The following is a 25,826-nucleotide window of genomic DNA, read 5'->3' on the forward strand; positions in this document are numbered from 1 at the left end:
AAGGCCTGCGCACGTCATGACGCACGCGACCACGCCCGAGACGGCGCCCGCCCCGGCGCCCGCCACGACGATCCTGCTGCTGTCGCACTCCGACACCGACCTGCTCAGCGCCCGCGCGGCCGGCGGCCCCGTGGAGTACCGGTTCGCCAACCCCGCCCGGCTCCCCGTCCAGGACCTGGACGGCCTCCTCGACGGCGCCGACCTCGTCGTCGTACGCCTCCTCGGCGGCATCCGCGCCTGGGAGGAAGGCCTCCAGGCCCTCCGTGAGACCGGCAAGCCGCTCGTCGTCCTCACCGGCGAACAGGCCCCCGACGCCCAGCTGATGGAGACCTCCACCGTCCCGATCGGCATCGCGGCCGAGGCGCACGCCTACCTCGCCCACGGCGGCCCGGACAACCTGGAGCAGCTCGCCCGCTTCCTCTCCGACACCGTCCTGCTCACCGGCCACGGCTTCGAGCCGCCGGCCGCCGCCCCCACCTGGGGCCCGCTGGAGCGGACCGCCCGCACCACCATCGGTCCCACGGTCGCCGTCCTGTACTACCGCGCCCACCACATGAGCGGCAACACCGCCTTCGTGGACACCCTCTGCGACGCCATCGAGGACGCGGGCGGCCAGGCCCTCCCGCTCTACGTGGCCTCCCTCCGCGCCCCCGAGCCGGAGCTGCTGGAGAGCCTGCGGACGGCCGACGCGGTCATCACCACCGTCCTCGCCGCCGGTGGCACCAAGCCGGCCGAGGCGCAGGCGGGCGGTGACGACGAGTCGTGGGACGCGGGCGCCCTCGCCGCGCTCGACGTGCCGATCCTCCAGGCCCTGTGCCTGACCGGCTCGCGCGCCGCCTGGGAGGAGAACGACGAGGGCCTCTCGCCGCTCGACGCCGCCAGCCAGGTCGCCGTCCCCGAGTTCGACGGCCGCCTCATCACCGTGCCGTTCTCCTTCAAGGAGATCGACGCCGACGGCCTGCCCGCGTACGTCGCCGACGCCGAGCGCGCCGCCCGCGTCGCCGGGATCGCCGTACGCCACGCCCGGCTGCGCCACATCCCGAACGCCGACAAGCGCCTGGCGCTGGTCCTCTCCGCGTACCCGACCAAGCACTCCCGCATCGGCAACGCCGTCGGCCTCGACACCCCCGCCTCCGCCGTCGCGCTGTTGCGCCGGCTGCGGGAGGAGGGGTACGACTTCGGCGACGAGGACGTCCCGGGCCTCGCCTCCGGTGACGGCGACGAACTCATCTACGCCCTCATCGAGGCCGGCGGCCACGACCAGGACTGGCTCACCGAGGAGCAGCTGGCCAGGAACCCGGTCCGCATCCCGGCCGCCGACTACAAGCGCTGGTACGCCACGCTCCCCGGGGAGCTGCGCGAGCAGGTGGAGCGGCACTGGGGCCCGCCGCCCGGCGAGATGTTCCTCGACCGCTCCGCCAACCCGGAGGGCGACATCGTCCTCGCCGCCCTGCGGCGCGGCAACCTGCTGATCCTCATCCAGCCGCCGCGCGGCTTCGGCGAGAACCCGATCGCGATCTACCACGACCCCGACCTGCCGCCGTCGCACCACTACCTGGCCGCCTACCGCTGGATCGCCGCCCGCGCCGAGGACGGCGGCTTCGGCGCCGACGCCATGGTCCACCTCGGCAAGCACGGCAACCTGGAGTGGCTGCCCGGCAAGAACGCGGGCCTGTCCGCCGCGTGCGGCCCCGACGCCGCCCTCGGCGACATCCCGCTGATCTACCCGTTCCTGGTGAACGACCCGGGTGAGGGCACCCAGGCCAAGCGCCGCGTCCACGCCACGCTCGTCGACCACCTGGTGCCGCCGATGGCCCGCGCCGAGTCGTACGGCGACATCACGCGCCTGGAGCAGCTGCTCGACGAGTACGCGCAGATCTCCTCCATGGACCCGTCCAAGCTGCCGGCCATCCGCGCCCAGATCTGGACGCTGATCCAGGCCGCCAAGCTCGACCACGACCTGGGTCTGGAGGACCGCCCGGACGACGACGGGTTCGACGACTTCCTGCTCCACGTCGACGGCTGGCTCTGCGAGGTCAAGGACGCCCAGATCCGCGACGGCCTGCACGTCCTGGGCGGCGCCCCCACCGGCCCCGAACGGGTCAACCTGGTCCTGTCGATCCTCCGCGCCCGCCAGATCTGGGGCGGTACGCAGTCCCTGCCCGGCCTGCGCGAGGCCCTCGGGCTGGACGAGTCCGCCGCGACCCGCACAGGCGCCGACGAGGCGGAGGCCAAGGCCCGCGCGCTGGTCGAGGCGATGGAGGCCGCCGACTGGGACCCGGCCGCCGTCGCCGCCGTCGCCGAGGGCCACGGCGAGCAGGTGACCGCGATCCTCGACTTCGCCGCCCGCCAGGTCGTGCCCCGCCTCGCCGCCACCACCGACGAGCTGGCCCACGCCGTGCACGCCCTGGGCGGCGGCTTCGTGCCCGCCGGTCCGTCCGGTTCCCCGCTCCGCGGTCTGGTCAACGTGCTGCCGACCGGCCGCAACTTCTACTCCGTCGACCCCAAGGCCGTGCCGTCCCGCCTCGCCTGGGAGACCGGCCAGGCGCTCGCAGACTCGCTGCTGACCCGCTACCGCGACGACAACGGCGACTGGCCCACCTCCGTCGGCCTGTCCCTGTGGGGCACCAGCGCCATGCGCACCGCCGGCGACGACGTCGCGGAGGCGCTCGCCCTGCTCGGCGTCCGCCCGGTCTGGGACGACGCCTCGCGCCGCGTCACCGGCCTGGAGCCGATCCCGCTCGCCGAGCTGGGCCGCCCGCGCGTCGACGTGACGCTGCGCATCTCGGGCTTCTTCCGCGACGCGTTCCCGCACACCATCGGGCTCCTGGACGACGCCGTCCGCCTCGCCGCCTCCCTCGACGAGCCGGCCGCCGACAACTTCGTCCGCGCCCACACGCAGGCCGACCTCGCCGAGCACGGCGACGAACGCCGCGCCACCACCCGCATCTTCGGCTCCCGGCCGGGCACGTACGGCGCGGGCATCCTCCAGCTGATCGACTCGCGCGACTGGCGCACCGACGCCGACCTCGCCGAGGTGTACACGGTGTGGGGCGGCTACGCGTACGGGCGCGGCCTCGAAGGCAAGCCCGCCCGCACCGAGATGGAGACCGCGTACAAGCGCATCGCGGTGGCGGCCAAGAACACCGACACCCGTGAGCACGACATCGCCGACTCGGACGACTACTTCCAGTACCACGGCGGCATGGTCGCCACCGTCCGCGCGCTGAAGGGCACGGCCCCCGAGGCGTACATCGGCGACTCGACCCGGCCGGAGAGCGTGCGCACCCGCACCCTCGTCGAGGAGACGTCCCGCGTCTTCCGGGCCCGCGTGGTCAACCCGCGCTGGATCGAGGCGATGCGCCGCCACGGCTACAAGGGCGCGTTCGAGCTGGCCGCGACCGTCGACTACCTCTTCGGGTACGACGCCACGACCGGTGTCGTCGCCGACTGGATGTACGACAAGCTCACCGAGACCTACGTCCTCGACCCGGAGAACAAGGCCTTCCTCCAGGAGGCCAACCCCTGGGCCCTGCACGGCATCGCCGAGCGGCTGCTGGAGGCCGAGTCGCGCGGCATGTGGGAGAAGCCCGACCCGCGGGTGCTGGAGGCGCTGCGGCAGGTGTACCTGGAGAGCGAAGGCGACCTGGAGGACAGGTGACCATCACGGTGGGCGGCGAGGACAAGGAACTGTCCGCGCGCCTCGACAAGGAGCTGACGGCCTTCAACCGGGCCGCCACGGGCGCCTCCGACGAGACCGAGCTGTCGGTGCGGGCCACCGACGACACGACCGGCGAGATCACCGGCGGCCTCACCGGCTGGACGTGGGGCGGGCTCTGTGGCGTCGGCATGCTGTGGGTCCGCGACGACCAGCGCGGGACCGGGCTCGGTACGCGGCTGATGCGCGCGGCGGAGGAGGAGGCGCGGCGGCGCGGCTGCGACCGCGTGATCGTGTCGTCGTTCTCGTTCCAGGCGCCGTCCTTCTACCGGCGCCTGGGGTACGTCGAGACCGGCCGCTCCGAGGGCGTCCCCGGCGGGAACGTGGACGTCCACTTCTACAAGCCGCTGGACGCCCCGGGCGCACCGGCCTTCCAGCTGGCCGTTGTGCTGGATTACCCGGCCGACGCGCTGGAGGAGGCCCTGGCGTACGAGGAGAGGGCGCTCGCCCTCCTCCCGCGCCACGGCGGGCGGCTGGAGCGGCGGCTGCGGACGGCCGACGGACTGTCCGAGGTCCACCTGGTGAGGTTCCCCTGCGAGGACGCCTACCGCGCCTACCTGGCCGACCCCGACCGTACGCCGGACGGGCGGATCACCGCGCGCGTGCTGGAGGTCACCGAGGTGTACGCCTGAGCCTGCCGAGGCAGACTCGGCGGTATGCCATCCGTGATCGCTGTGACCGGGGCGAGCGGCCGTGTCGGCGGCCGTGTCGCCCGCCGCCTCGCCGGCCAGGGCCTCAAGACCCGGCTCCTCGGCCGTGACCCCGCCCGGCTGCCGGACCTGCCGGGCGCGGTGAAGGCCGCGCCCGCGCCGTACGGGGACGGCGAGGCGATGCGCCGCGCCCTGGACGGCGCCGACACGCTGTTCCTGGTGTCGGCGCACGAGAGCCCCGACCGGATCCAGGACCACCGGACGGCGGTCGACGCGGCGCTCGCGGCGGGCGTGGGACGGATCGTGTACGTGTCGTTCCTGGGCGCCGCGCCCCAGGCGACGTTCACCTTCGCGCGCGACCACTGGCACACAGAGCGGTACATCGAGGCCCGGGACGTGCCCCACACGTTCCTGCGCGACAGCTGGTACCTCGCCGGGTTCGCCGCGATGACCGGCGAGGACGGCGTCATCCGGGGCCCGGCGGGTGACGGGCGCGTCGCGGCGGTGGCCCACGAGGACATCGCGGACGTCGCGTCGGCCGTCCTGAGCGGCGGCTCGGAGCACGACGGCGCCACCTACGACATCACCGGCGAGGAGGCCCTCACCCTCGCCGAGGTGGCGGAGGAGCTGTCGCGGGCGGCCGGCCGTGAGGTCCGCTACGTCCCGGAGACCCCGGCCGAGGCCTACGCCTCACGCGCGGGGTACGGCGCGGAGCACTGGGAGGTCGCCGGCTGGGTCACCTCCTACGAGGCGATCGCCACCGGCGAGATGAGCACGGTCGCCGACACGGTCCGCCGCCTCACCGGCCACGCCCCGATGACGCTGCGCGAGTACCTCGCGGCCCATCCGCGCTCCTACGCCCACCTGACGGCCTAGCGGCCCACCACCCGGGCCCACGACCGCTACGCCCACCTGGTGGGCTGGTGACCCGGCGGCGCGTTGACCCGGTGGCCCAGCGCAAGGGCCCCGGGGCCCACCTGCCCTGGTGCCCTGCGGCCCTGGTGCCCACCTGCCCTGGTGCCCTGCGGCCCGGCTGCCCTGGGGCCCGGCGGCCTAGCGGCCCAGCGCCCGGGCCAGGGCCTCCCACGTCGGCTCGACCGGCTCCAGCGGATCACCGCCCACCCCGAGGTCCTTGAAGCCGCTGGACGTCGACACGCACACCACCGGGCCGTCGGCGTCCCCCTCGCGGGCGGCCCACTGGCGGAACCCGGCCAGACCGGCCGCGGCCGACAGCTCGGCCCACAGGCCCTGCCGGGCCAGTTCGTCCCTGGCCCGGCTCAGCTCCTCGTCCGTCACCAGGAGCGCGTCGCCCCCGCTGTCGAGCACCGCCCGCACGGCGCGGTTGCCTCCGACGGAGCAGTCGATCGCGTACGCGTCGGTGGCGCCGGTGTCCACCACCGCCGCCGGCGCCCCGGTCCGCACGGCGGCCGCGAGCGGGCCCCCGGCCGCGGGCTCGCACCCGAACACCCGGGGCACCCGGTCCGTCACACCCAGGTCGCGGAGTTCACGGAAGCCCTTCCAGACGCCGAACAGCAGCTCGCCGTAGCCGGTGGGCACGAACACCGCGGCCGGGACCCCGAGGTCGGCGTGGATCTCGTACGCGATGGTCTTGTACCCCTCCGGGCCGAAGGGGTGGCCGGTGTGGGTGGGGGTGAGGTTGCTGACGGTGTGGTGGCCGAGCCGCTCACTGATCATCGCGAGCAGCGGCCAGCGCGCCTCCGCCGGTACGGCGACGACGTCCGCCCCGTAGGCCCGGAGGAAGGACACCACCGCGGGCGGCGCGCCGGCCGAGGCGAGTACGACGCAGCGCAGCCCGGCGCGGGCGGCGTAGGCGGCGGCGGAGGCGCCGTGGTTGCCGGAGGACGCCACGGCGATCCCCTCGGCGCCCATGTGGACGGCCGCCCCGACCGCCACGCGGTTGAGGCGGTCCTTGTGGCTCCATGTGGGGTTGCGCGACTCGTCCTTGATCCACACGCCGTCCCCGATCGGGACGAGCGGGGTCCCGCCCTCGCCCAGCCCGGGTGCGTCGAGCGGCGGCAGGAGCGGCGCCCACCGGTCCAGGCCCCCGCGGCGGGGGGCGGACGTGAACAGGTCCGCCGGGACGTCCTCGTAGGCGTAGTCCACCTCCACGGGGAAGACCAGCCCGGGCGTCGCGGTGCGGGGGCAGCCCCGCAGGAGCGGCGGGTGGAGGGGGTAGCGCAGGCTCGGATCACCCAGCGAGCGCTGCGCGTTGGCGAGGGAGACGGCGGAGGCGGTCATGCGCCGAGCCTACGGGTGGCTCAGTCCTCGCCCCGCACGATGTTCTCCTCCACCAGGCCGTTCTCGGCCACTCCGTCGTCGACGGCGGGCCGGTGCGTGCGGATACGGCCGCGGATCTCGCGCTTCATGGCTATCGGCTGCTCGAACACCGCCCATGTGGCGGCGTTCGCGTCTCTGTCACTGCTGGGGGCCGCTTGCGTGTTCATAGCACTCGAGTACCCACCCAACAGGGGCGAAACGGGCGCCCTTCCGGGGCCGGACGGTCTCGCGTGCACGCTCATACAGAGCTTGGGCGTCATGATTGCGGGCGTGCGAACGGATGAGGTTGCACAGGTCCGTCCTCCGCTTATCGATACGCCCCGAGTTGCCAGCGGGTAGTCGTCCGGCGCGAGTCCCGGTCGCGCCGGGCGGGCGGACCGGGTGGGTACTAGAGGTCGTCGCAGTTGGGGGTGGAACCACCGAGAATGCTGTGGTAGCGCCACACGCAGACCTCGGCCCAGGTGCCGTTGCGGTCGAAATCCGTCCGGTCTCCCTTGCCGCTGGCGACGGTCACCTTCGATTCCTTGCCGCCATAGGTGAAGAACGAGACCCGAGCGTCCCTCCCGTCCTTCTTGGTGTCTTCCACGTAACCCTTGGCGTCGCCGCAGCCGTACCTGAACACTGCCTTGACGCCGGTGTCGGTGATGGTCTTGCACTTCGGCTTGCAGGCGGCGTTCGCAGCGGGAGCCTCCGCGATGGCCAGCAGGGAGCCGGCCAGCCCGAGAGCGGCAGCCAGGGCGAAACCGGCGGACGTGCGAGCTTTGATGAGGTGCATGTTCTTCCTTGGGTGGGATGGCGAGAGTCGGGGCAGCGGCCCGAAGACGATGACGGCACAGGAGCCGTTGCCCGTACGCCGGCTGGTGCTGCTGGTGCTCTCCACCTGGTGGCTGCGCCGTTTCCCGGCCGGGCCGCTGGAGTCCGTACAGAAGCGGGCCCTGGGGCGGTAGTCACCCCAGGGTGCGTACGGCGTCGACGATCAGGTCCCAGAACGCCGGGGCGTCGACGGCGGTGCCGACGCGGGCGTTGGCGGGGAGGCCGGTGACACCGTCGAGGTCGACGACCGTGGCGCCGCGCGTGTAAGTGCCGGTCAGCTCGACGCGGACCGGGGCGCGGACCATGGTGATCAGGTCCGGGTCGATGAGGTGGGCCACGGTCAGCGGGTCGTGCAACGGCGGGGCGGCGAAGCCGAAGACCTCGCGGTAGGTGGTGCCGAAGAACGTCAGCAGCTCGACGCACAGCCGGGACAGGGGCGTGCCGAGCGCCTCCAGACGGGCGAGCACGTCGGGGGCGGCCGGGACCTGGTGGCTGACGTTCAGGCCGATCATGGTGACGTCCAGGCCGCTGGAGAAGACGATGTCGGCGGCCTCCGGGTCGGCGGCGATGTTGAACTCGGCGGCCGGGGTCCGGTTGCCGCGCCCGGTGGAGCCGCCCATCAGCACGATCCGGTCGATCCGCTCGGCGGCCAGGCCCGGGTGGGCGAGCAGGAACGCGGCGACGTTGCTGAGCGGGCCGGTCGGGACCAGCGTCACGGGGACGGGGTGGGCGAGCAGCGTCTCGCGGAGCAGTGTGATCGCGTCGCGCGGGTCGAGCGGGACGGCCGGTTCGCCGAAGCCGGGGCCGTCGAGGCCGGACTCGCCGTGGATGTTCCCGGCCACGATCCCGGCGCCGTGCAGGGGCCGCGCCAGGCCGGCGGCGATCGGTACGCCCTCGATCCCGGCGACCGTGCACACGCGGCGGGCGTTGAGCGCGGTCCTCGCGACGGTCGCGTTGCCGGCGACGGTGGTGATCGCGAGGAGCTCGATGGCGGGGTGGGCGGCGGCCAGCATGATGGCGAAGGCGTCGTCGTGCCCGGGGTCGCAGTCGAGGATCACGGGGATGGGTGTCATGGGGGCAGTGTCACCGATCGGGGCCCCGCCAAGCCCCCCGCCCCCGCCACACCCCCCGCCGTCACCGCCGCCCCCTCCGCCGCGTCACTCGTCCGTGCGCCGGCGCACCCACCACAGGGTGGCCGCCGCCAGGCAGGCCGAGCCGACGAAGGTGAGGGGCAGCAGGAGGCGCGGGCCGTCGTCCTGGCCCGGCACCGGCAGGGTGGCGACGGAGACGGCGGCGGTCGGCGGGACGGAGCGCGGGGCCGGGGGCGTCGGCGGGGCGCTGGGGGCCTTCCGTGCCCGGGGAGCCTGCGGGGCGGCGGCCGCGCGCACCGGGAGGGCGGCGCGCGGGGGCAGCAGGGAGCCCACCGGGCGGGCGTGGGGCGCCGCCGCGAAGCCCCAGTCGAGCAGGTCGCGGGCCTCCTCGTACACGGCGTACGCGCCGCCCCGCCGGGGGTTCATGACCGAGACGACCAGCGTGCGGGGGCCCTTGCGGGCGGCGGCGATCAGGGTGTGGCCCGCGTGGCTGGTGTAGCCGTTCTTGATGCCGAGGATCCCCGGGTAGCGCTTCACGCCGTCGGCGCCGGTGAGCAGCCGGTTGGTGTTGCGGATGCCGTACGACCAGCGGCCGGCCGGGAACTTGGCGTAGGGCGTCGCGGCATAGCGCGCGAAGTCCGGGTTGCGCAGCCCCGCGCGGCCGAAGACCGCCAGGTCGTACGCGGACGAGACCTGGCCGGGCGCGTCGTACCCGTCGGGTGACACCACCCGGGTGTCGTGTGCGCCCAGCACCCGGGCCGTGGCCTGCATCTTGCGGACGGTGGCCTCCCAGCCGCCGTTGAGGCCCGCGAGGACGCGGACGGCGTCGTTGCCGGAGCTGAGGAAGACCCCGCGCCACAGGTCGGCGACCCGGTAGGTGATCTCCTCGCGGATGCCGACGAGGCTGCTGCCGTCGCCGATGCCCCGCAGCTCGTGCTCGCTCACCGTGTGCTGCCGCTCGGGCGGCAGGCCCGGCAGCAGGGCCAGCGCGAACAGCGTCTTCATCGTGGAGGCGGGCGGCAGGCGCCGGTGGGCGTCGTGGGCGGCGAGGACGTCGCCGGTGGCGGCGTCGGCGATCAGCCAGGACCGGGCGGACAGCCGGGGCGGCGCCTTGACGCCCGGCGGCAGGCGCACCTGGGTGCCGGGGCGGTGCAGGACCACCGGGTCGACGCGTACGGCGGCGGGCGGCGGCACCGGCTCGACGGGGCGTGGCCCGGTAGCGCGGTCGGCGGGCGCGGAGGGGAGGAGCAGCAGGGCGGCGGCCATGAAAGAGCTGACGATCATTCAGTCACGGTAGGGACGGGCCGGACGGGGCGCAGCGCGGTGTGCCGCCGACCGGAGTACCGGGGGTCGCCCGGTCGGCCCGCATTACTCGTGTTTCCCGGGGCACCCGCAAGGGGGCTCCCGTCACATCTCCCTGGAGGAACGACATGAACGCGGTCCTGCGCGACAAGGTCTTCATGCGGCTTCTGTCGCCGGACGGCCAAGAGCTTCCGGTCCTGTCCCACCTGACCTACGACGCGCGCGACCCGTACGCGGTCACGGTCGGTTTCACCCACGGCGGGTTCGTGTACGCCGAGTGGCGTCTGGACCGCGACATGCTGCGGGACGGCATGGCGCACCCGGTCGGCGAGGGTGACGTACGGATGTGGCCGGTGCTCAACGGCACCCGCGAGGAGCTGCGTATCGAGCTGGCGCACACCACCGTGTTCACCGTGTGGGCACCGTCGCTCCGGCGCTTCCTGGAGCGGACCTACGACGAGGTGCCGGCCGGCCGGGAACGCCTGGAGGACCTGGACGCGTTCCTGGCGGAACTCCTGGCGGCCGGCTGAGCGGCACCGCGGGCGGCACCGCGGGGGGCACGGCCTGAGCGCCGGGTCACAGCAGCCAGGACGCCGCCGCCGTCGCCGCGCCCAGCGACGCCCCGGCCACCGTCTGGGCCACCGTGTGGTAGCGCAGTGCCACGCGGGACCAGCACACGGCGGCGGTCATCGCGTACGCGGTCAGCCACCAGGGCGAGTGGACCACCGAGAGCAGGGCGACGACGGCCGAGGCGACGGCCGAGTCGACCGAGATCTTCCAGACGGTGTTGACCGCCAGCAGCCCGACCGTCATCACCCACAGCGCCAGCATCGCCGCCAGGATTCCCGCCGGGGCGTGCCCGAGGACCATGAGCGCCGAGCCGGTGCCGATGGAGCCGAGAATCACGAGGAAGATCGGCGCGCGTTTCGCGCGGTCGACGACGTGCCGGTCGCCCCACGTCCCGCGCCCCCGCTCCCACTCGATGTACCCGGCCGGGACCAGCCCCGCGCACAGCGCGCCGAGGAGGCCCCACAGCAGCCCGGACCAGTGACCGGCCGCCGCCCAGCCGATGGCGGGCATGCCGGCGAGCAGGACGTTGCGGGGCTGGAAGACGTCGGTGACGGTCCGCGCGGCCGTACCGGTGGTGGGGGCGCTCATACGGTCCGCTCCAGTGACGCGAGGAGGCCGCGGGCGCGTCCGGCGTCGGTCCTCCGGTACGCGGACGCCACCCGCACCAGCCACGCCACCTCGCCGTCCTGGTCGGTGGCGTGTCTCTGCTCGACGGCCGCGGCCCTCCCGGCGGGGGCGCCGCCCGCCTTCGCGGCGAGGGCCGCCCTGATCCAGTACGCGTCGGCGAGCGGCCCGGAACCGCCCGCGGCGTCCGCGGCCGCGCCGACCAGGCCGTCGGGCACGTAGTGCCGCAGCTTCTCGACGGCGTCGGCGATGTCGGCGGCCCACCGGTCGACGCGCAGGTCGGCCGGGGTGCCGAACCGGGTCAGCTCCCGTGGGAGCGAGGCCGGCGGCTCGAAGGGCTGGTCGGGGAAGGCGGTCATCAACTCCCGCCACAGCGGATGCAGTCGCGCCTGCGCCCGCCACAGCCTCACCCGGCGCCAGCCCTTGACGAACGCCGGGACGGACGCGCCCACCGCGAACAGGGCGAACAGGACGATCTGCGCCAGCTCGGTGGCCTTGTCGAAGCCCTGTGCGAAGGCGTGACCGGGCTGGTGGACGACGCTGACCCACAGGAACAGGGTGCGGCTCACGGTGTAGCCGACGCCGATGAACATGGCGGCGGTCATCATGCCGAGCCCGACCCGCAGGTGCCGCGACCGGGCGTCGCCGGTGGCCAGCGCCCACTGGTACGCGCAGACGGCGGACGCGGCGCCCAGGTACAGGTAGAACACGCTCATGTAGAGGGTGGCGCCCCACTGCCCGGCGTGGTCGGAGACGAACCGGTCGGAGGGGACGGACCGGTCGACGACCGTGAAGAACAGCACCGTCAGCACGATCAGCGTCGCGACGGACGCCTTCGCCGCCACGTGCTGGACGGTCCGCGCGAACCGTACGTGCCTCGGCACCGTGCCCTCGTCCGGGTAGTGGCCGTAGATGGCCACGATGTAGCCGAGGATGGCGAGGATCGCGAGAGTCGACGTGTAGTGCTTGATGAGGACCGCGAGGTCGACGACGGGGCTGTTGTTGAGCGCGCTGCGCACGGCCTCGGTCTTGGTCCACAGGGCGGCGGCGAACCCGGCGTAACAGCCCCACAGCGCGCGTCGGCGCCGGTCCTCCTCGGCACCCCACAGGGCGGCCGGCATCCGCCACAGGGCCACGGCGGTCATCAGGCCGGCTATCAGGTAGCCGGCGAGGTCGAGCGCGGTCACGGGTCGTCCTCGGTCTCAGCGGTCACGGCGGAACAGGCCGCGCCGCCGGTGGGCGACCGGCCGTGAGAGGGAATTGGCGAGCCGCCCCACCATGTCATCACTGGTCATGTCCCGCGCCATCCGGGGTATGAGCGACGCCCCGAGCTCGGCGACCCGCTCGTCGTGGGTGTCGTACTGCGCGCGGGCCTGCACGCTGGCGCCCGGGGCGAGCATCCGGGAGATCAGCGAGGTGTCGAAGACGGGCAGCAGTCGGCGCAGACGGTCGGCGTCGAGGGACGTGCCGTGGTCGAACCACTCGTGGCACAGCTCGTGGAGGATGACGTGCTGCGTCTGGTAGGCGGTGGGGCGCCGCCGGTAGAGCACGACGCTGGTCGTGCCGGAGCTGAGCCGCAGGCCGCAGGCCGCGTTCACGCGTGCCAGGCTGTCGGGCAGTTCGCGCAGGACGATGGTGCGGCCCCGGGCGGCCTCCATGTTGGCCACCAGCCCTTCGACGGTGAAGGGAGCGGGGATGGGCAGGTCCGCCAGTCCGGCTTCGCACTCTTTCCGCAGCTCGCGCATGGACATGGACGCCTCTTGCCCTCGTGATGATCCGCGATTTTACCGGCCGTCCGGCAGCCCTTCGCCGGTGTCCTTCCGCTGGGCGCTCTCCTCCAGGAGCGCGAGAGCGAACTCCAGCAGCTCCGCCGTGATTCCGTCCTCGTCGTTGCCGCGTGCGGCGACTCCGCGGATTTCACCGGTGCGCCGTTTCGCGAGGAATTGCAGTCCTGCGACGACATCGTCGACGACTTCCGATTCGTCCTTGAAGAACCGCCAGTCGACGCCGAAACCCAGCCCGAGCGCCTTGAGGATGTCCTCGGAGGGGTCGGTGACCTTGCCCGCCAGTATGTTGGAGAAATAGCTGTGGGAGAGGGAGCCGCCGCGCTGTTTCACCAGGTCGGCGAAGACCCGCCCGGACACCTTCTGGCCGGGGAAGGTCTTCTCCACCATGTACTCGACCTTCTGCTGCAGCGTCCCCAGTTCGGGCGTGCGCCCTTCGCCGTTTTCCATCGGGTCCCCACGTTGCGCGCTTATCGAGTTCGGTCGACGGGCTCGTACTGTAATCGACACAGAACGTCGACGTCTTTGCATCAGCGACAAAGCGGAGCATCCCGATCCCGCAGCGGAAACAGGCTTGCGCAACCACTCTACGTCACTGTTAACTCGAAAAAACACGGGCAGGGGGCCACGAGGGGAGTCCCTTGCCCGTGCATGCCCCGCCGCCGGGCTCCCGACAGGAGCTCCTGACAGGGGTGTAGCCCATCGCGACGGGGGACGCACGATGGGCTACACGCGCATTATGACACCTCGTCAAGCGCACCCGCTCGGCGTCCGGCCGACTTTCCGGTGTTGGCTCGATCCGTCCCGGCGGGCGCACCGGCGCATGGCTCACTCGCGTGACAATCCGGGCCGGTGCGCCGCCGGTTCGTGGAGCGGGACCCGATCGGTGCCGTGGCCCCTCCCGCGCCGGGCGTTCGCGGCCGGGCGCTCAGCGCCCGGCGTCCCCGCCCGGAGCGCCGGGTGTCACGGCGATCTCCACCCGGGGCGTCTCGGTGGACGTGGAGTCGGGCGAGAACAGCGCCATGCCGATCAGTACGGCGCTGAAGAAGGCCACGCTTCCCGCGATGACGCTCGCCACCCGCGGCCGCCGCCTGACGAACTGCCGGGCACCGCCGGCACCGCGCTGGGCGGGCAGGGCGCGCCTGCCCCGGCCGCCCTGACGCGGGACGTTCGGCAGCATGTACGTGGTCCCCGTACCGCCGGCCGGCCCCGCGGGCGCGGGCGCCGCCGTCGGCAGGGGGCCGCCGGGGCGGGCGGGCCCCGGCACGGGCGCGGTCCGCCCCGGCGCCGGAGCGGGTACAGGCGCGGCGGCGGCCGGTACCCGCCCGGCAGCCGGTACACGCGGCGCGGCGGCCGGGGCGGGCGCGGCGGCCGGGGCCGACGCCGGGAGCCACTGCGCCCGCCCCTGCCAGGCACCCGAACCGAACCAGTCGGCCACCTCCTGGGCCGTGGGCCGCTCCTCGGGCTGCTTGGCGAGCATCCCCAGCAGGTAGTTCTCGAACGCGGGCGGCACGTCCACCCCGAGCCGCAGCGGCGGCACGGGCACGGTGTCGATGTGCTGGTACAGGATGGCCGTCGCGGTGTCGGCGTGGAACGGCGGCCGCCCGGTGAGCAGTTGGTACAGCACACACCCGAGCGAGTACACGTCCGACGCCGGGCCGGCCGGCTGCCCCAGCGCCCGCTCCGGGGCCAGGTACAGGCTGGTGCCGACGATCTGCCCGGCCTGGGTCAGCGCGGCGGCCGGGTCGTCGACGAACCGGGCGATGCCGAAGTCCCCCAGCTTGACCGTGCCGTCGGCGTCCGCCATCAGGTTCCCCGGCTTGATGTCCCGGTGCACGATCCCCTGCCGGTGCGCCGACGCCAGCCCCGCCGCGGTCTGCGCGGCGACGGCGGCCACGCGCGGAGCGTCCAGCGAACCGGCGGCCGCCAGCTCCTGCGCGAGACTGCGCCCCTCCACCAGCTCCATGACCAGGTAGAAGCGGCCCTCCCAGGCCCCGAAGTCGAACACCGCCACCACGTGCGGGTGGCTCAGCCGGGCCGCCGTCTGGCCCTCCAGCCGGAACCGGGCCGCCGTCTGCGCGTCGGAGTCGTCCCCCAGCAGCAGCTTCATGGCCACCGGCCGGCCCAGTACCTCGTCCGTGGCGCGCCAGACCTCGCCCATCGCGCCGCGGCCGATGGGCGACTCCAACCGGTACCGATCCGCCACCAGCACCCTGTGCACCTGCCTGATTCCGATCGATCCGCCACCCCAACCGACGCCGGCGGAACAACTGCACCGTACGGAGGGGGTGATGGGAGAGTCCGCGACGGGCTCAGGGTACCTACCGCGCGGCGCTCGCACTGCGGCACCATCGGCGTACACCACGGGACGCACCGGCATCCCGGCCACGACACACCCGGAGCCCTCACGTGCCCGACCAGCCACGGAAGCCCTTCCTGTACGTCGTCGTCTGCGCCTCCGGCGTCGCCCCCGGCGTCGGCACGCTCATCACCGCGGCGCGGGAACGGCAGTGGGACGTCGGCGTCGTGGCCACGCCCCTCGCCCTGGGCTTCATCGACGCGGCCGCCATCGAGGCGCGCACCGGCCACCCCATCCGTTCCGCCTGGCGCCGCCCCGGCGACCCGCGCCCGCTGCCCGATCCGGACGCCATCGCGGTCGCCCCCGCCACCTTCAACACCATCAACAAGTGGGCCGCCGGGATATCCGACACCCTCGCGCTGGGCATCCTCTGCGAGGCGTACGGCGCCGGGGTGCCCACCGCCGTCCTGCCGTGCCTCAGCACCGCCCAGGCCGCCCACCCCGCCTACCGGCGGAGCCTGGACACCCTCCGGGAGATGGGCGTCCGCGTCGGCGGCCAGGACCCGGACCAGCTCACGTCCGGCGGCTTCCGCTGGGAGGAGGCCCTGGATCTGCTGGACATCCGTCCCGTGGCGGGTGGTTGAGGCCCGCCCCGGCGGCCGCCGGGGACGCGGGGAGGTACGGCCGCGGGCGCCCGAGGCCGTGCGCGCCCGAGGCCGGGCGCTCGGGCCGCTCGGGCCGCGGCGGGCGCGAAGGGTGCGGCGGGGTCAGGGGGCGGGCGTTCGCGTCACCGTCCGGCCGAGCGCGGTCGCCGCACGCGCGAACACGGCGGCGTCCAGGACGGCGGCCCCGCCGGGGTCGTTGTTGAAGTACACGTACACGTCGTCCTCGTCCGGCCAGGCGGCGGCCACGCGCCCCGCCCAGGACGCCAGCGCCCGGTGCCCGTAGCGGGGCCACGGCCGGGCGGCGCCGGCGTGGAGCCGTACGTACCCCCAGGGCGCCGTGCGCCACAGCGGGGTCACCGGCCGGGAGCCGCGGTCCGCCCAGCACAGCGCGGCGCCGTACCGCTCCAGCACCGCCCGCACCTGCCGCTCCGCCTCCCACCAGGAGGGGTGGCGCGGCTCGACGGCCACCCGGACCGCGTCCGGGAAGCAGCGCAGGCAGGCGTCGAGCGCGCCGGTGTCCTCGCGGAAGTTCGGCGGCAACTGCACCAGGACGGGCCCCAGCCGGTCGCCGAGGCCCGCCGCCCGGCCCATCAGCCGCTCCACCGGCTCCTCGGGGTCGCGCAGCCGCTTGATGTGGGTCAGGTAGCGGCTGGCCTTCACCGCCATGACGAACCCCTCCGGGGTCCGTTCACGCCAGGCGGTGAAGACCTCCGTGGTGGGCAGCCGGTAGAACGCGTTGTTGTTCTCCACGGTCGCGAAGTGGCGGACGTACTCCTCCAGCCACAGCCGCTGCGGCAGCCCGGACGGGTAGAGCCCGCCGCGCCAGTCCGCGTACTGCCACCCCGAGGTTCCGACAAGCATGGGCACATCACCCATGCTCCCCGCTGTCTACCGCTTCCACCACGCGGCGGAGGCGTCCCGCAGGGTGTTCGTCCCGCAGTGCACCTCGCCCATGCCCAGGTGGTAGGTGTCCCAGTCGTCGATGTACGAGACCTTCAGCCCGGCGCCCGCGTAGGCGGCGGTCACGGCGGTCGTGAAGATGTCCCTGCCGCCGATCACCGGCCCCCACTGGCGCGGGGCCAGGTACCGGTCGCCGCCGAGCAGGATGCCGTTGACGGCGCCCGGGACGTACGCGCTGGTCATGACGGTTCCGGGACCGGCGGCCCGCCCTTCGCGGCGGTCCAGCCGCTTCTGCTGGCCGTACGCGCTGACCGCCTCCGGCACCTCGCCGGCGCCCAGCCGTGACAGCCGGGGCACCCGCTCGCCGCGCTCGCCCACCTGTTCCTTGCCGCGCGTGTACAGCGCCGGTACGCGGACGACCTCGGCGTCCGTGACGCCCGTCTCCCGCTGGAGCACCGCCAGGTTGGCCTTGATCCGGGCGGCGGCCAGTGCGTTGTCGGCGACGAGCTCCTTGGAGGCGAGCGCCTGGTCGATGGTCTCCTTCGGGGCGAGCAGCTCCTCGGAGTCCGGCACGGAGAACATCCGCGTCTTGCCGTGCCCGGCCTTCTGCGCGTCGCGCAGCAGCTTCAGCCCCGCCTCGGGGTCGGCGATGCCGAGCTTCCAGCCGCGCGGGGTGCCCGGCGCGGGGAGGAACTGCACGAACTCGTCCACGTGACCCACGTGCAGCCAGGAGGTGTCCAGCAGCAGCGGGTCCTGGAAGCCCTGGGACGCCAGCATGGTGCGCATCGCCCGCGCGGGCTTCGAGCCGTCGTCCTTGCGCTCGCCCATGATTATGCGCCCGGCGGGGAAGGACCGGCCCTTGTGGGCGTACGGGGGAATGGTCTCCAGGTTCCCCATCGAGTTCAGCGTCCACTCCTCCGAGTCCCGGACCCCCGAGACCTGGACGACGCCCACGCCGTTGCCGCGCAGCTTCTCGAACAGCTCGCGGCCCGCCTCGCGGTCGGGCTGCGCCGAGCGCAGCATCACGCGTATGACCTGGCGGCGCCCGCCGGGACCGGTCATGCTCACATAGCCCGGCTCCACGAAGTCCTGGGCCCAGATGTCCTGGTACTTGTCGAAGGTGATGAGCGGCCGGCTGATCCCGGCGGCCTTCACCTCCTTGGCCAGCCCGTTGACGAACGCCTGCTGGCGGCGCGCGTAGAAGTCCTTGCCCGGCACCTTGGTGACGAGCACCTGCTGCGCCTTCTGGAGATGGTGGTGCGTCAGGAGCGGTGCGACGCGCAGGGTGATGTCGTCGGTGCCGGCCGGTCTGTTCGGCGCGGTCACGGTCAGGCGGATCACGGCGCGGCCGTCCCAGACCTTGCTGTCGCGGACGATGTCGGTGCTCTCGACGCCGAACTCGATCCCGGCCCGCAACTCGGCGGCGGTGAGGCGGGTCCTGCCGGTGACGTGCGCCCAGCCGGTGGCGCGCTTGACGAACACCCGGGTGTGCCTGCCGCCCGCCGGGACGCTCACGGCACCGGTCGCCGTGGCGGGCAGGTTCGTCATCGGTACGGCACGGACACGGGCCAGATCGGCGAGGTCGGCGTTGCCGTTGATGACGGCGTCGGACGCGTCGTCGCAGGCGGCGAGCCCGGCGTCGGAGAGCGGCTTTCCGCCGGGGCCCGCGGTCGGGCAGCGCTTGGTGTCGTCGTCGATGTTGGGCAGGAACACCGCGCCCCGGGTCGCGCTCCAGGTGTCCTCCCCGGCGGTGTCCGTCGCGCCGGTGGTGTCGACCCGCCCGTCCCGGTTCACGTCCGCCCGGAGGTCGACGGGGGGCGGCGCCGGCGCGCCGGGCGCGGCGAACGCGGGCGCCGAGGGTGCCAGTACGGCGCCGATCGCGGTGAGGGCCAGGGCCGTTCGTCTCGCGGTGCTCGTGGTGCTTGTGGTGCTCGTAACCACCATGCGTCCCTTCGTGGGCTCGGGTTGCCGAGCCGGAAGAGGGCGTGGAGGAGCGTCGCGTTGCCTGCGGTACGGGCGTGGGCGGGGATTGGCGGATAACCGGTGGGTTCCGGCGGTGTGCCGGTTGGGTGTCCCGGTGGGTGGTGGGGCCGACGGAGGCGGGGTCCAGGTCCGGGAACGGTCCGGCGCCGTGCCCCCGCCTCGGACCGGCGGTACGGCGCGGCTGCCGGCTGCCGGTGACCGGCGCAGGGGGATACGGGCGGGGCCGCGACCGGGTGTGTCACCGGTCGCGGCCCCGCGCCGAGCAGGGGCCGTCGGCCCCTGTCGTGGCCTATCGCACGGCGGACAGCGTGCTGACCAGGCCCTGGACGAACTGGGTGGCGCCGGACAGACCGCCCGCGGAGGCGAGTTGGGTCGCGCTGCCGAGCGGTGCGGTCACGCCGCCCAGAGGTCCGGACACGCTGTCGAGGAGGCCACCGCCGAGGCCGTTGGTGAGGCCCCCGGGGAGACCGGCGGGGAGACCACCGGCGGGCACCGCGCCGGTGAGGCCGCTCAACGGGTCGGCGGCGGCCGCCTGGGCGGTGGCCGCGCCTCCGAGGGCGAGGGTCGCGGTGGCGGCGGTGGTGGCGACGATACGGGCGGTGACGCGGCGGGTCCTGTTCATGAGCTTCTTTCCGGGTCGGTCTTTCGGCCTCGGTGTTCCGGGTCGGCCTGCGGTACTCCGAGAACGCCGCGGCCCGGGCGGAAGGCACGGCTGTCCCCCGACACGGCACCGGATAGCGGCATCACGGCGCCACAAAGCGCCAGACTGGCACCAATAAGGCTTGTGGTGACGCCATTGTGGCGTCACTATGGCTCAGTGAGGCCGGAAAACCCGCCTCGGTGGCGGCGGCCACCGCCGGGGACGACGTACGCGCCCCCGGCCGAGCGGCTCATCGCCCGCCCACTCCCGCTTCGAAGGAAAGGCACCACGATGCACCACGACCCCGTCCAGTTACCGTACGAACGAGCCGAAGGCCGCCCCTTCGACCCGCCCCCCGGGCTCGCCCGCCTGCGGGAGCAGGAGCCGCTGACGCGGATGCGCTACCCCGACGGGCACATCGGCTGGCTGGCCACCGACCACGCCACGGTCCGCGCGATCATGGCCGACTCCCGTTTCAGCTCGCGGTACGAGCTGATGCACCTTCCGCTCCCGGGCGGTCCGGAGGGCCCGCCGCCCCCGGCACCGGTCGGCGACCTGAGCGGCTTGGACGCACCGGAGCACACCCGCTACCGGCGGTTGCTCGCCGGCAGGTTCACCGTCCGCCGGATGCGCCGGCTGACCGCGCGCGTCGAGCAGATCACCGCCGAGCACCTCGACGCGATGGAGCGCCACGGACCGCCCCTGGACCTGGTGGAGGCGTACGCGCACCCCGTCCCCGCGCTGCTGATCTGCGAGCTGCTGGGCGTACCCGAGGCCGACCGCGAGGTCTTCACCCGCCGCTCGGCAGCGGTCTTCGACCCCGAGGCGCCCTTCGACGAGCAGATGGCCGCGTTCACCCGCCTCACCGAGTACGTCCACGAACTGGCCCTCGCCAAACGGAAGCACCCGACGGACGACGTGCTCGGCGAGCTGGCCGGTACCGACCTCACGGACGCGGAGCTCGCCGGCGTCGGCAGCTTCCTCCTCGCGGCCGGGCTCGACACCACCGCCAACATGATCGGACTCGGCACCTTCGCCCTGCTGAGCAACCCCGGCCAGGTCGCCGCCCTGCGCGCCGAACCGGACCTCGCCGACCAGGCGGTGGAGGAGTTGTTGCGGTACCTGACCATCGCCCACACGGGAGCGCGGACGGCGCTGGAGGACGTCGAGGTGAACGGGCGGCTGATCAAGGCCGGGGAGACGGTCACCGTCTCGCTCCAGGCCGCCGACCGGGACCCGGCCAGGTTCCCCGACCCCGACACCCTCGACGTACGCCGGAAGGCCACCGGGCATCTCGCCTTCGGCCACGGCATGCACCAGTGCCTGGGCCAGCAACTGGCCCGCGTCGAGATGCGGGTGGCCATCCCCGCGTTGTTCACGCGCTTCCCGACGCTGCGGCCTGCCGTACCGCCCGAGGAGGTGCCGCTGCGGGTGAACGCCACCATCCACGGCGTACGACGGCTCCCCGTCACCTGGGACGAGGGGTGACCGGCCCGGGCCTGCGCGTCGACCGTGACCGCTGCGCCGGTTCCGGCATGTGCGCCCTGACCGCCCCGGAGGTGTTCGACCAGGACCCCGGGGACGGCCGGGTACTGCTGCTGGACGCGCGGCCGCCGGCCGGGCCGGTCACCGCCGCCGCCCACGAGGCCGCTGGACTCTGCCCCGCCGGTGCGATCACCGTCCTGGGGCGCCGCCCGGAACGGATCCGCCGGCCGGAGGGGGCGGAGTTGCCGGAGGGGGCGGCAGGGCCGGGGCGCTGACGGCGCCGGACCCGCCCGCCGCCACCCCCGCGCCGCCCGCCGCCGCACCCGCCGGACGGTGCGGGACCAGGGCCAGCCCCACCAGCGGCACGGCCGCCAGTACCGCCCACGGCCAGGCGCCGCCCGCCTCCACCAGCGCGCCGGCCGGCGCGCCCCCGGCCAGCACCACGGCACCCGACAGGGACGACAAAGCGCCCGTGCACAGCCCCAGCCGCCGCTCGTCGACCAGGTCGGGCAGCCACGCCCGCGTGGCGGGCACCACCAGCATCTGGCCGAACGTCAGCAGCACCACGAACGCCAGCGACGGCCACAGGCCGCCCACGGGCCGCAGCGCCCCGGCCACCGCGAAGGAGGTGGCGATCAGCAGCAGACCCGTCCGGATCGAGGCGCCCCACGAGAGCCGTGCCGCGGCCCACCGCTCCAGCGGCAACTGCGCACCCACCACCAGCACCGACGACAGCGCGAAGAGCCAGCCGAGCGCGGCCTGTGACCCCGTGGCCCGCTCCAGCTCGGCGGGCAGCGCCAGGTACAGCTGGTTGTAGGCCAGCAGATAGGAGGAGTACGCGAGGGCGAGGGCCAGGAAGCGCCGGTCGCCGAGCAGTTCCCGCACCGGTGGGGAGGGGGACCGTGCCCCCTCGGCCGGTGCGGGGCCGGCCTCCCGGCGCGGCATCAGCCGCCAGTGCCCCGCCAGGACCAGGGTGAAGACCGCCGCCCCCGCCACGCAGGCCGCGCCGAACCCCCCGCGCAGCAGCAGGACGCCCAGCACCGGGCCGATCAGCGCGCCCGCCTGGCCGCCCGCCGAGAAGCGGGCGAGCAGGCGGGTGCGCGGCACACCGGTCGCCGCCTCGTGGCGTACCGCCTCCCGTGCGGCCTCCGACTCCACGGCGGGTGAGAACAACGCGGCGGCGAACCCGACCAGCAGGACGGCGCCGGTCACCGTCCACACCGAGCCGGCGACCGCCAGCCACAGGAACCCGGCCACCCGGAGGGCGCACCCGGCCAGCACCACGGGACGGGGACCGAACCGGTCGGTGAGCGCCCCGCCGACCACGAACAGGCCCTGCTGACTGAAGGTGCGCAGCCCCAGCACGAGACCGACCAGCCAGCCCCCCAGGCCGAGCGTGCCGCTCAGGTGCTCGGCGAGGTACGGAAGGACGGCGAAGAACCCGGTGTTGAACGCGAACTGGCTGCCGACGAGAAGCCGGCCGAGGGGGCTCACGGGCCGATCCGTTCGATCCGGCCGGCCCGCATCTCGGCGGTCCGGTCGGCGAAGTGCCGCACGAGCGCCATGTCGTGGCAGATGAAGAGGAACCCCAGTCCGAGCCGCTCCTGGAGGTCGGAGAGGAGGTTGAGGATCCCGGCCCGGACGGACGGGTCGAGCGCGGAGACCGGCTCGTCGAGGACGAGGAGCCTCGGCTCGCTCGCCAGCGCCCGCGCGATACCGGCGCGCTGGCACTGCCCGCCGGACAGCTCGTGCGGCAGCCGCCCGCCGTGCGCGGCGTCGTCCAGACCGACCAGGGCGAGCAGTTCGGCGACCCGCGCCGGGCCGGTGGCGGCGCTCCAGCGGCCCTGGACGCGCAGTGGTTCGGCGACGGCGTCCCGGATGCTGCGGCGCGGGCTGAGCGAACCGTACGGGTCCTGGAAGACCGGCTGCATCGCCGGCCGCAGCGGCCGCAGTTCACGCTCGTCGAGCCCGGTGAGCTCACGCCCCTCGAACCGGACCTCCCCGGCCGCCGGGCGGCGCAGCTGGAGCACGGCCATGGCGGTGGAGGACTTGCCGCAGCCCGAGGGGCCGACGAGGGCCAGGGTCTCCCCGGCACGCAGGTCGAAGGAGACGTGGTCGACGGCGACGGCCGAGCCGTACCGTACGACCAGGTCACGGACGTCGAGCAGGGCGTGGCTCATGTGCGCTCCAGGAACAGGCCGGCGGCGTCGGCGGCGGAACCGGGCACGGCGTCCCAGCGGTGGCAGGAGACCACCCGGTCGTCCACCGCCAGCGGCTCCGGGCTCCGCGTCCGGCAGCGGTCCTCGGCGAGCGGGCAGCGCGGCGCGAAGGCGCACCCGGGCGGCAGCGCGCCGGGCGCGGGCGGCGCACCGGCGATGGCGGGCAGGCGGCGGCCCCGTCGCACGGGAGTGAGGGCCGCCAGGAGCCCGGCGGTGTACGGGGCGCGGGGCCGGGTGAACACCCGGTCGACGGGGCCCGACTCGACGTGCCGTCCGGCGTACATCACCAGCACCCGGCCGGCGTGCGCCCGGACCGCCTCCAGGTCATGGGTGATGAGCAGGAGCGCCGCGCCCGCCGCCTCCCGCTGTTCGGTGAGCACGCGGAGGACCTGTTCCCGCAGGCCGGGGTCGAGGGCGGTGGTCGGTTCGTCGGCGACGACGAGTTCGGGTTCGTTGACCAGCGCCATGGCGATCACGGCACGCTGCCGCATCCCGCCGGACAGCTCGTGCGGATACGCGCGGGCCCTGGCCGCCGGGACGCCGACCCGCTCCAGGGCCAGGGCCGCCCTGGCCCTGGCGTCCCGGCGTGACAGGTGCCGTACGGAGCGGACGGCCGCGGCCAGTTGGTCACCGACCGGGTGCACGGGTGACAGCGCGGACAGCGCGTCCTGCGGTACGAGCGCCACCCGGCGCCCCCACAGCCGGCCCGCCCCCTCGCGTACCCCGGTGGTGCCGGTGGCCGTCCGCATCCGCACGGTGCCGCCGACGGTCGCCGTGCGCGGCTCCATGCCGAGCAGCGCCCGCGCCGTCAGGGACTTGCCGGCGCCGGACTCGCCGACGAGGGCGAGGACGTCGTCCCCGTACACGTCGAAGGAGAGACCGCGCACCACCTCGACGGGCCCGAAGGCCACCGAGAGGTCACGCACGGAGAGCAGCGGCTCAGCCGCCATGGGACGACCTCCTCCCGGTACGGGCGGGGTGGGCCGACAGCGTGACCGCCAGCCCCGCGAGCAGCGCGAGCGCGAGGGCGGGCGCCAGCGCCGCCCACGGCGCCCGTTCGACGTAGGCGCGGGACTCGTTCAGCAGCAGTCCCCACTCCGGGGCGGGCGGCTGGGCGCCGAGCCCCAGGAAGCCCAGCGAGGCCAGGGCGAGGGCCGTGCCCGGCAGGCGCAGCACCGCGTGCCGGGCGACCGGGGCGGCGACGGAGGGGAGGACGTGCCGCCACAGGATCCAGCCGGCTGACGCCCCGATCGCCTTCTGGGCGAGCAGGAAGCCCGAGGCCCTCACCTCCTGGACGAGGGCCGCCGCGTGGGCGGCGAGCGGCGGCCAGGAGAGCAGGGCCACGGCGAGCGCGGCGCCGCCCGTGCCGGGGCCGAGGACGGCGGCGACCAGGATGCCGACGATCACCGGGGGCAGGGCGTTGGCGATGTCGGAGAGCCCGGCCGTCATCCGGGGTACGAAGCCGAGGGCCACCGCCAGCAGCCAGCTGAGCGCGCACACGGCCACCGCCGTGCCGACGGTCGCCGCCGCTCCGTGCCCGAGCCGGGCGAGCACGTCACGGCCGAGACCGTCCGCCCCCAACGGGTGCGCGAGCGACGGCGGGGCGAGCCGGGCGGCGGTCCCGACGGTGTACGGGTCGCGCAGCAGCCCCCATCCGATGACGGCCGCGAGGAGTGCCGCGAGCACGAGCGGTACGGCGGGGGCGACCCGCCGGGCCCGGGCGGTGGGCAGCGTCAGCCCCGCGTCCCGCAGGCCCGGACCCAGCAGCCGCCGGCGGGCCAGGGCGGCGGCCGCGCCGACGGCCAGACCCAGCGTGAGCAGCGCCAGCACGGAGCCCTGGAGCAGCGGGAGGTCCTGCGACGTGGCCGCGCCCAGTGACGTACGCCCGATGCCGGGCACCGCGAACACCGTCTCCACGGCGACCGCCCCGCCCGTGAGCCCGACCGCCACCATGCCGAACTGCGGTACCAGCGGCGGCAGTACGCGACGGAGGGCGGCGAGCGCCACCCGTGGGCGGGACACCCCCGCGCCGCGCCACAGCTCCACCCACCGCTCGTCGAGCACGGCGGGCAGCGCGTCGGCGACCAGCCGCCCGAGCAGTCCGCCCGCCGGGACGCCGAGCGCGACGGCGGGCCCCACCAGGTGCGCGGGCCCCTGCCAGCCGGAGGTGGGCAGCCATCCGAGCCACACCCCGGCGACGATCAGCACCACGGTGGCCAGCAGGAACTCGGGGACGGCGGCGAGCATCGCCGCGAACGCCCCGGACGTGCCCCGCCCGCGCACCAGCACCGGCGCGGCCAGGGCGACCGCCACGACCAGTGCCACCGCGAGCGCGGCGCCCATCAGGCCCAGGGAGACCTGGAGTCCGGCGACCACGGACGGCAGGACGTCGGTGCCGGACACCCAGGAGGTCCCGAGGTCCCCCCGGGCCAGCCCGGCCGCCCAGCCGCCCAGCAGCGCCAACGGCTCGGCGTCCAGCCCCAGGTCGGCGCGGATGGCGGCCAGCGCCTCGGGCGTGGCCTCCTGCTCGGCCGACCGGGCACGCAGCACCGTCAGCGCCGGATCCCGGCCCGACAGCCAGGGCAGCAGCCCCACGACCGAGAGGACGGCGACCAGCGCCCCGGCCATCCCCGCGCCCCGCGCCCCACCCGCGCGCCACCCCGTCCGCCCGGCTCTCCGCACCACCCCCGCCCACCACGCCCCACGGGCGTCCTGCGGCGAGTCGGCACCCGGCATCCCAACCGCGCCCCGCGCGGGGCCCGCTTCCTGGGCCGCATCGGCGTCC

At 74.6% G+C, this 25,826-nt stretch carries 25 protein-coding genes; 8 read left to right on the top strand and 17 right to left on the bottom strand.

The window, feature by feature from the left end; translation table 11 throughout:
• Positions 1-16 precede the first annotated feature (16 nt).
• Genes cobN through ABD347_RS00710 form a run of 3 tightly spaced genes read left to right on the top strand, consistent with a single transcriptional unit; the run spans position 17 to position 5,244 of the window.
• Complete coding sequence (gene cobN / locus ABD347_RS00700; RefSeq protein ID WP_344355188.1) at positions 17-3,661, top strand: cobaltochelatase subunit CobN; 3,645 nt, start codon at positions 17-19, stop codon at positions 3,659-3,661.
• Positions 3,658-4,350: a GNAT family N-acetyltransferase gene (locus ABD347_RS00705; RefSeq protein ID WP_344355190.1), complete on the top strand. Its 693-nt coding sequence runs from the start codon at positions 3,658-3,660 to the stop codon at positions 4,348-4,350. Before cobN ends, ABD347_RS00705 begins: the two co-directional genes overlap by 4 nt.
• 24 nt (positions 4,351-4,374) lie before the next feature.
• The gene (locus ABD347_RS00710) at positions 4,375-5,244 is read left to right on the top strand and encodes an SDR family oxidoreductase (RefSeq protein WP_344355193.1); all 870 of its coding nucleotides are present in this window, start codon (positions 4,375-4,377) and stop codon (positions 5,242-5,244) included.
• Between the two features lie 177 nt (positions 5,245-5,421).
• On the opposite strand, the gene ABD347_RS00715 is transcribed toward ABD347_RS00710, so the two are convergent.
• From ABD347_RS00715 to ABD347_RS00725, 3 genes are all read right to left on the bottom strand, one after another.
• Positions 5,422-6,627, bottom strand: a complete 1,206-nt coding sequence (locus ABD347_RS00715; protein ID WP_344355195.1) for a threonine synthase — start codon at positions 6,625-6,627, stop codon at positions 5,422-5,424.
• Positions 6,628-6,647: 20 nt separating this feature from the next.
• On the bottom strand, positions 6,648-6,833 hold the full coding sequence (locus ABD347_RS00720) for a hypothetical protein (protein WP_344355197.1): 186 nt from the start codon (positions 6,831-6,833) through the stop codon (positions 6,648-6,650).
• 221 nt (positions 6,834-7,054) lie between these two features.
• Positions 7,055-7,441, bottom strand: a complete 387-nt coding sequence (locus tag ABD347_RS00725; protein ID WP_344355199.1) for a hypothetical protein — start codon at positions 7,439-7,441, stop codon at positions 7,055-7,057.
• Between ABD347_RS00725 and ABD347_RS00730 the strand changes: the two genes are divergently transcribed.
• Complete coding sequence (locus tag ABD347_RS00730) at positions 7,440-7,613, top strand: DUF418 domain-containing protein (RefSeq protein ID WP_344355202.1); 174 nt, start codon at positions 7,440-7,442, stop codon at positions 7,611-7,613. The genes ABD347_RS00725 and ABD347_RS00730 overlap by 2 nt on opposite strands.
• On the opposite strand, the gene ABD347_RS00735 is transcribed toward ABD347_RS00730, so the two are convergent.
• Positions 7,614-8,552 (bottom strand): nucleoside hydrolase, encoded by a 939-nt coding sequence (locus ABD347_RS00735; RefSeq protein ID WP_344355205.1) that lies wholly within the window; start codon positions 8,550-8,552, stop codon positions 7,614-7,616.
• Between the two features lie 84 nt (positions 8,553-8,636).
• Entirely contained in the window at positions 8,637-9,854 is a 1,218-nt protein-coding gene (locus ABD347_RS00740; RefSeq protein ID WP_344355207.1) for a D-alanyl-D-alanine carboxypeptidase family protein, read from the bottom strand.
• A 146-nt stretch (positions 9,855-10,000) separates the two neighbouring features.
• On the opposite strand from ABD347_RS00740, the gene ABD347_RS00745 reads away from it, so the two are divergent.
• On the top strand, positions 10,001-10,402 hold the full coding sequence (locus ABD347_RS00745; protein ID WP_344355210.1) for an SsgA family sporulation/cell division regulator: 402 nt from the start codon (positions 10,001-10,003) through the stop codon (positions 10,400-10,402).
• Between the two features lie 46 nt (positions 10,403-10,448).
• On the opposite strand, the gene ABD347_RS00750 is transcribed toward ABD347_RS00745, so the two are convergent.
• The 5 genes from ABD347_RS00750 to ABD347_RS00770 all read right to left on the bottom strand — a co-directional run bounded on the left by ABD347_RS00750 (position 10,449) and on the right by ABD347_RS00770 (position 15,062).
• A complete protein-coding gene (locus ABD347_RS00750) occupies positions 10,449-11,030 on the bottom strand; it encodes a hypothetical protein (RefSeq protein ID WP_344355212.1) in 582 nt (193 codons plus the stop codon).
• Entirely contained in the window at positions 11,027-12,253 is a 1,227-nt protein-coding gene (locus tag ABD347_RS00755; protein ID WP_344355213.1) for an MAB_1171c family putative transporter, read from the bottom strand. The genes ABD347_RS00750 and ABD347_RS00755 overlap by 4 nt, the downstream gene beginning before the upstream one ends.
• A 15-nt stretch (positions 12,254-12,268) precedes the next feature.
• Complete coding sequence (locus ABD347_RS00760) at positions 12,269-12,817, bottom strand: toxin (protein WP_344355215.1); 549 nt, start codon at positions 12,815-12,817, stop codon at positions 12,269-12,271.
• A 33-nt stretch (positions 12,818-12,850) separates the two neighbouring features.
• Positions 12,851-13,300, bottom strand: coding sequence for a hypothetical protein (locus ABD347_RS00765; protein WP_344355217.1), 450 nt, complete (start codon positions 13,298-13,300; stop codon positions 12,851-12,853).
• A 478-nt stretch (positions 13,301-13,778) separates the two neighbouring features.
• A complete protein-coding gene (locus tag ABD347_RS00770) occupies positions 13,779-15,062 on the bottom strand; it encodes a serine/threonine-protein kinase (RefSeq protein ID WP_344355220.1) in 1,284 nt (427 codons plus the stop codon).
• Positions 15,063-15,259: 197 nt separating this feature from the next.
• On the opposite strand from ABD347_RS00770, the gene ABD347_RS00775 reads away from it, so the two are divergent.
• On the top strand, positions 15,260-15,793 hold the full coding sequence (locus ABD347_RS00775) for a flavoprotein (RefSeq protein ID WP_344355221.1): 534 nt from the start codon (positions 15,260-15,262) through the stop codon (positions 15,791-15,793).
• Between the two features lie 123 nt (positions 15,794-15,916).
• Here ABD347_RS00775 and ABD347_RS00780 read toward each other — a convergent pair whose 3' ends face one another.
• The 3 genes from ABD347_RS00780 to ABD347_RS00790 all read right to left on the bottom strand — a co-directional run bounded on the left by ABD347_RS00780 (position 15,917) and on the right by ABD347_RS00790 (position 19,319).
• Entirely contained in the window at positions 15,917-16,681 is a 765-nt protein-coding gene (locus ABD347_RS00780) for a DUF72 domain-containing protein (protein ID WP_344355223.1), read from the bottom strand.
• Positions 16,682-16,702: 21 nt separating this feature from the next.
• Complete coding sequence (locus ABD347_RS00785) at positions 16,703-18,658, bottom strand: protein-arginine deiminase domain-containing protein (protein WP_344355224.1); 1,956 nt, start codon at positions 18,656-18,658, stop codon at positions 16,703-16,705.
• Positions 18,659-18,986: 328 nt separating this feature from the next.
• Positions 18,987-19,319 (bottom strand): hypothetical protein, encoded by a 333-nt coding sequence (locus ABD347_RS00790; protein WP_344355225.1) that lies wholly within the window; start codon positions 19,317-19,319, stop codon positions 18,987-18,989.
• 309 nt (positions 19,320-19,628) lie between these two features.
• Between ABD347_RS00790 and ABD347_RS00795 the strand changes: the two genes are divergently transcribed.
• Positions 19,629-20,825, top strand: coding sequence for a cytochrome P450 (locus ABD347_RS00795; protein ID WP_344355226.1), 1,197 nt, complete (start codon positions 19,629-19,631; stop codon positions 20,823-20,825).
• A 47-nt stretch (positions 20,826-20,872) separates the two neighbouring features.
• Positions 20,873-21,097 (top strand): ferredoxin, encoded by a 225-nt coding sequence (locus ABD347_RS00800; RefSeq protein ID WP_344355253.1) that lies wholly within the window; start codon positions 20,873-20,875, stop codon positions 21,095-21,097.
• On the opposite strand, the gene ABD347_RS00805 is transcribed toward ABD347_RS00800, so the two are convergent.
• Genes ABD347_RS00805 through ABD347_RS00820 form a run of 4 tightly spaced genes read right to left on the bottom strand, consistent with a single transcriptional unit; the run spans position 21,012 to position 25,669 of the window.
• Positions 21,012-22,316 carry an MFS transporter gene (locus ABD347_RS00805; RefSeq protein ID WP_344355227.1) on the bottom strand — a complete coding sequence of 435 codons (1,305 nt, stop codon included), beginning with the start codon at positions 22,314-22,316 and terminating at the stop codon, positions 21,012-21,014. The two genes, ABD347_RS00800 and ABD347_RS00805, sit on opposite strands and share 86 nt — an antisense overlap.
• A complete protein-coding gene (locus tag ABD347_RS00810) occupies positions 22,313-23,002 on the bottom strand; it encodes an ATP-binding cassette domain-containing protein (RefSeq protein WP_344355229.1) in 690 nt (229 codons plus the stop codon). The genes ABD347_RS00805 and ABD347_RS00810 overlap by 4 nt, the downstream gene beginning before the upstream one ends.
• The gene (locus ABD347_RS00815) at positions 22,999-23,991 is read right to left on the bottom strand and encodes an ABC transporter ATP-binding protein (protein ID WP_344355231.1); all 993 of its coding nucleotides are present in this window, start codon (positions 23,989-23,991) and stop codon (positions 22,999-23,001) included. Before ABD347_RS00815 ends, ABD347_RS00810 begins: the two co-directional genes overlap by 4 nt.
• Positions 23,981-25,669, bottom strand: coding sequence for an ABC transporter permease subunit (locus ABD347_RS00820; protein ID WP_344355254.1), 1,689 nt, complete (start codon positions 25,667-25,669; stop codon positions 23,981-23,983). The genes ABD347_RS00815 and ABD347_RS00820 overlap by 11 nt, the downstream gene beginning before the upstream one ends.
• Positions 25,670-25,826 lie beyond the last annotated feature (157 nt).

Source organism: Streptomyces gobitricini (genome assembly GCF_039532985.1).
GTDB lineage: Bacteria > Actinomycetota > Actinomycetes > Streptomycetales > Streptomycetaceae > Streptomyces > Streptomyces gobitricini.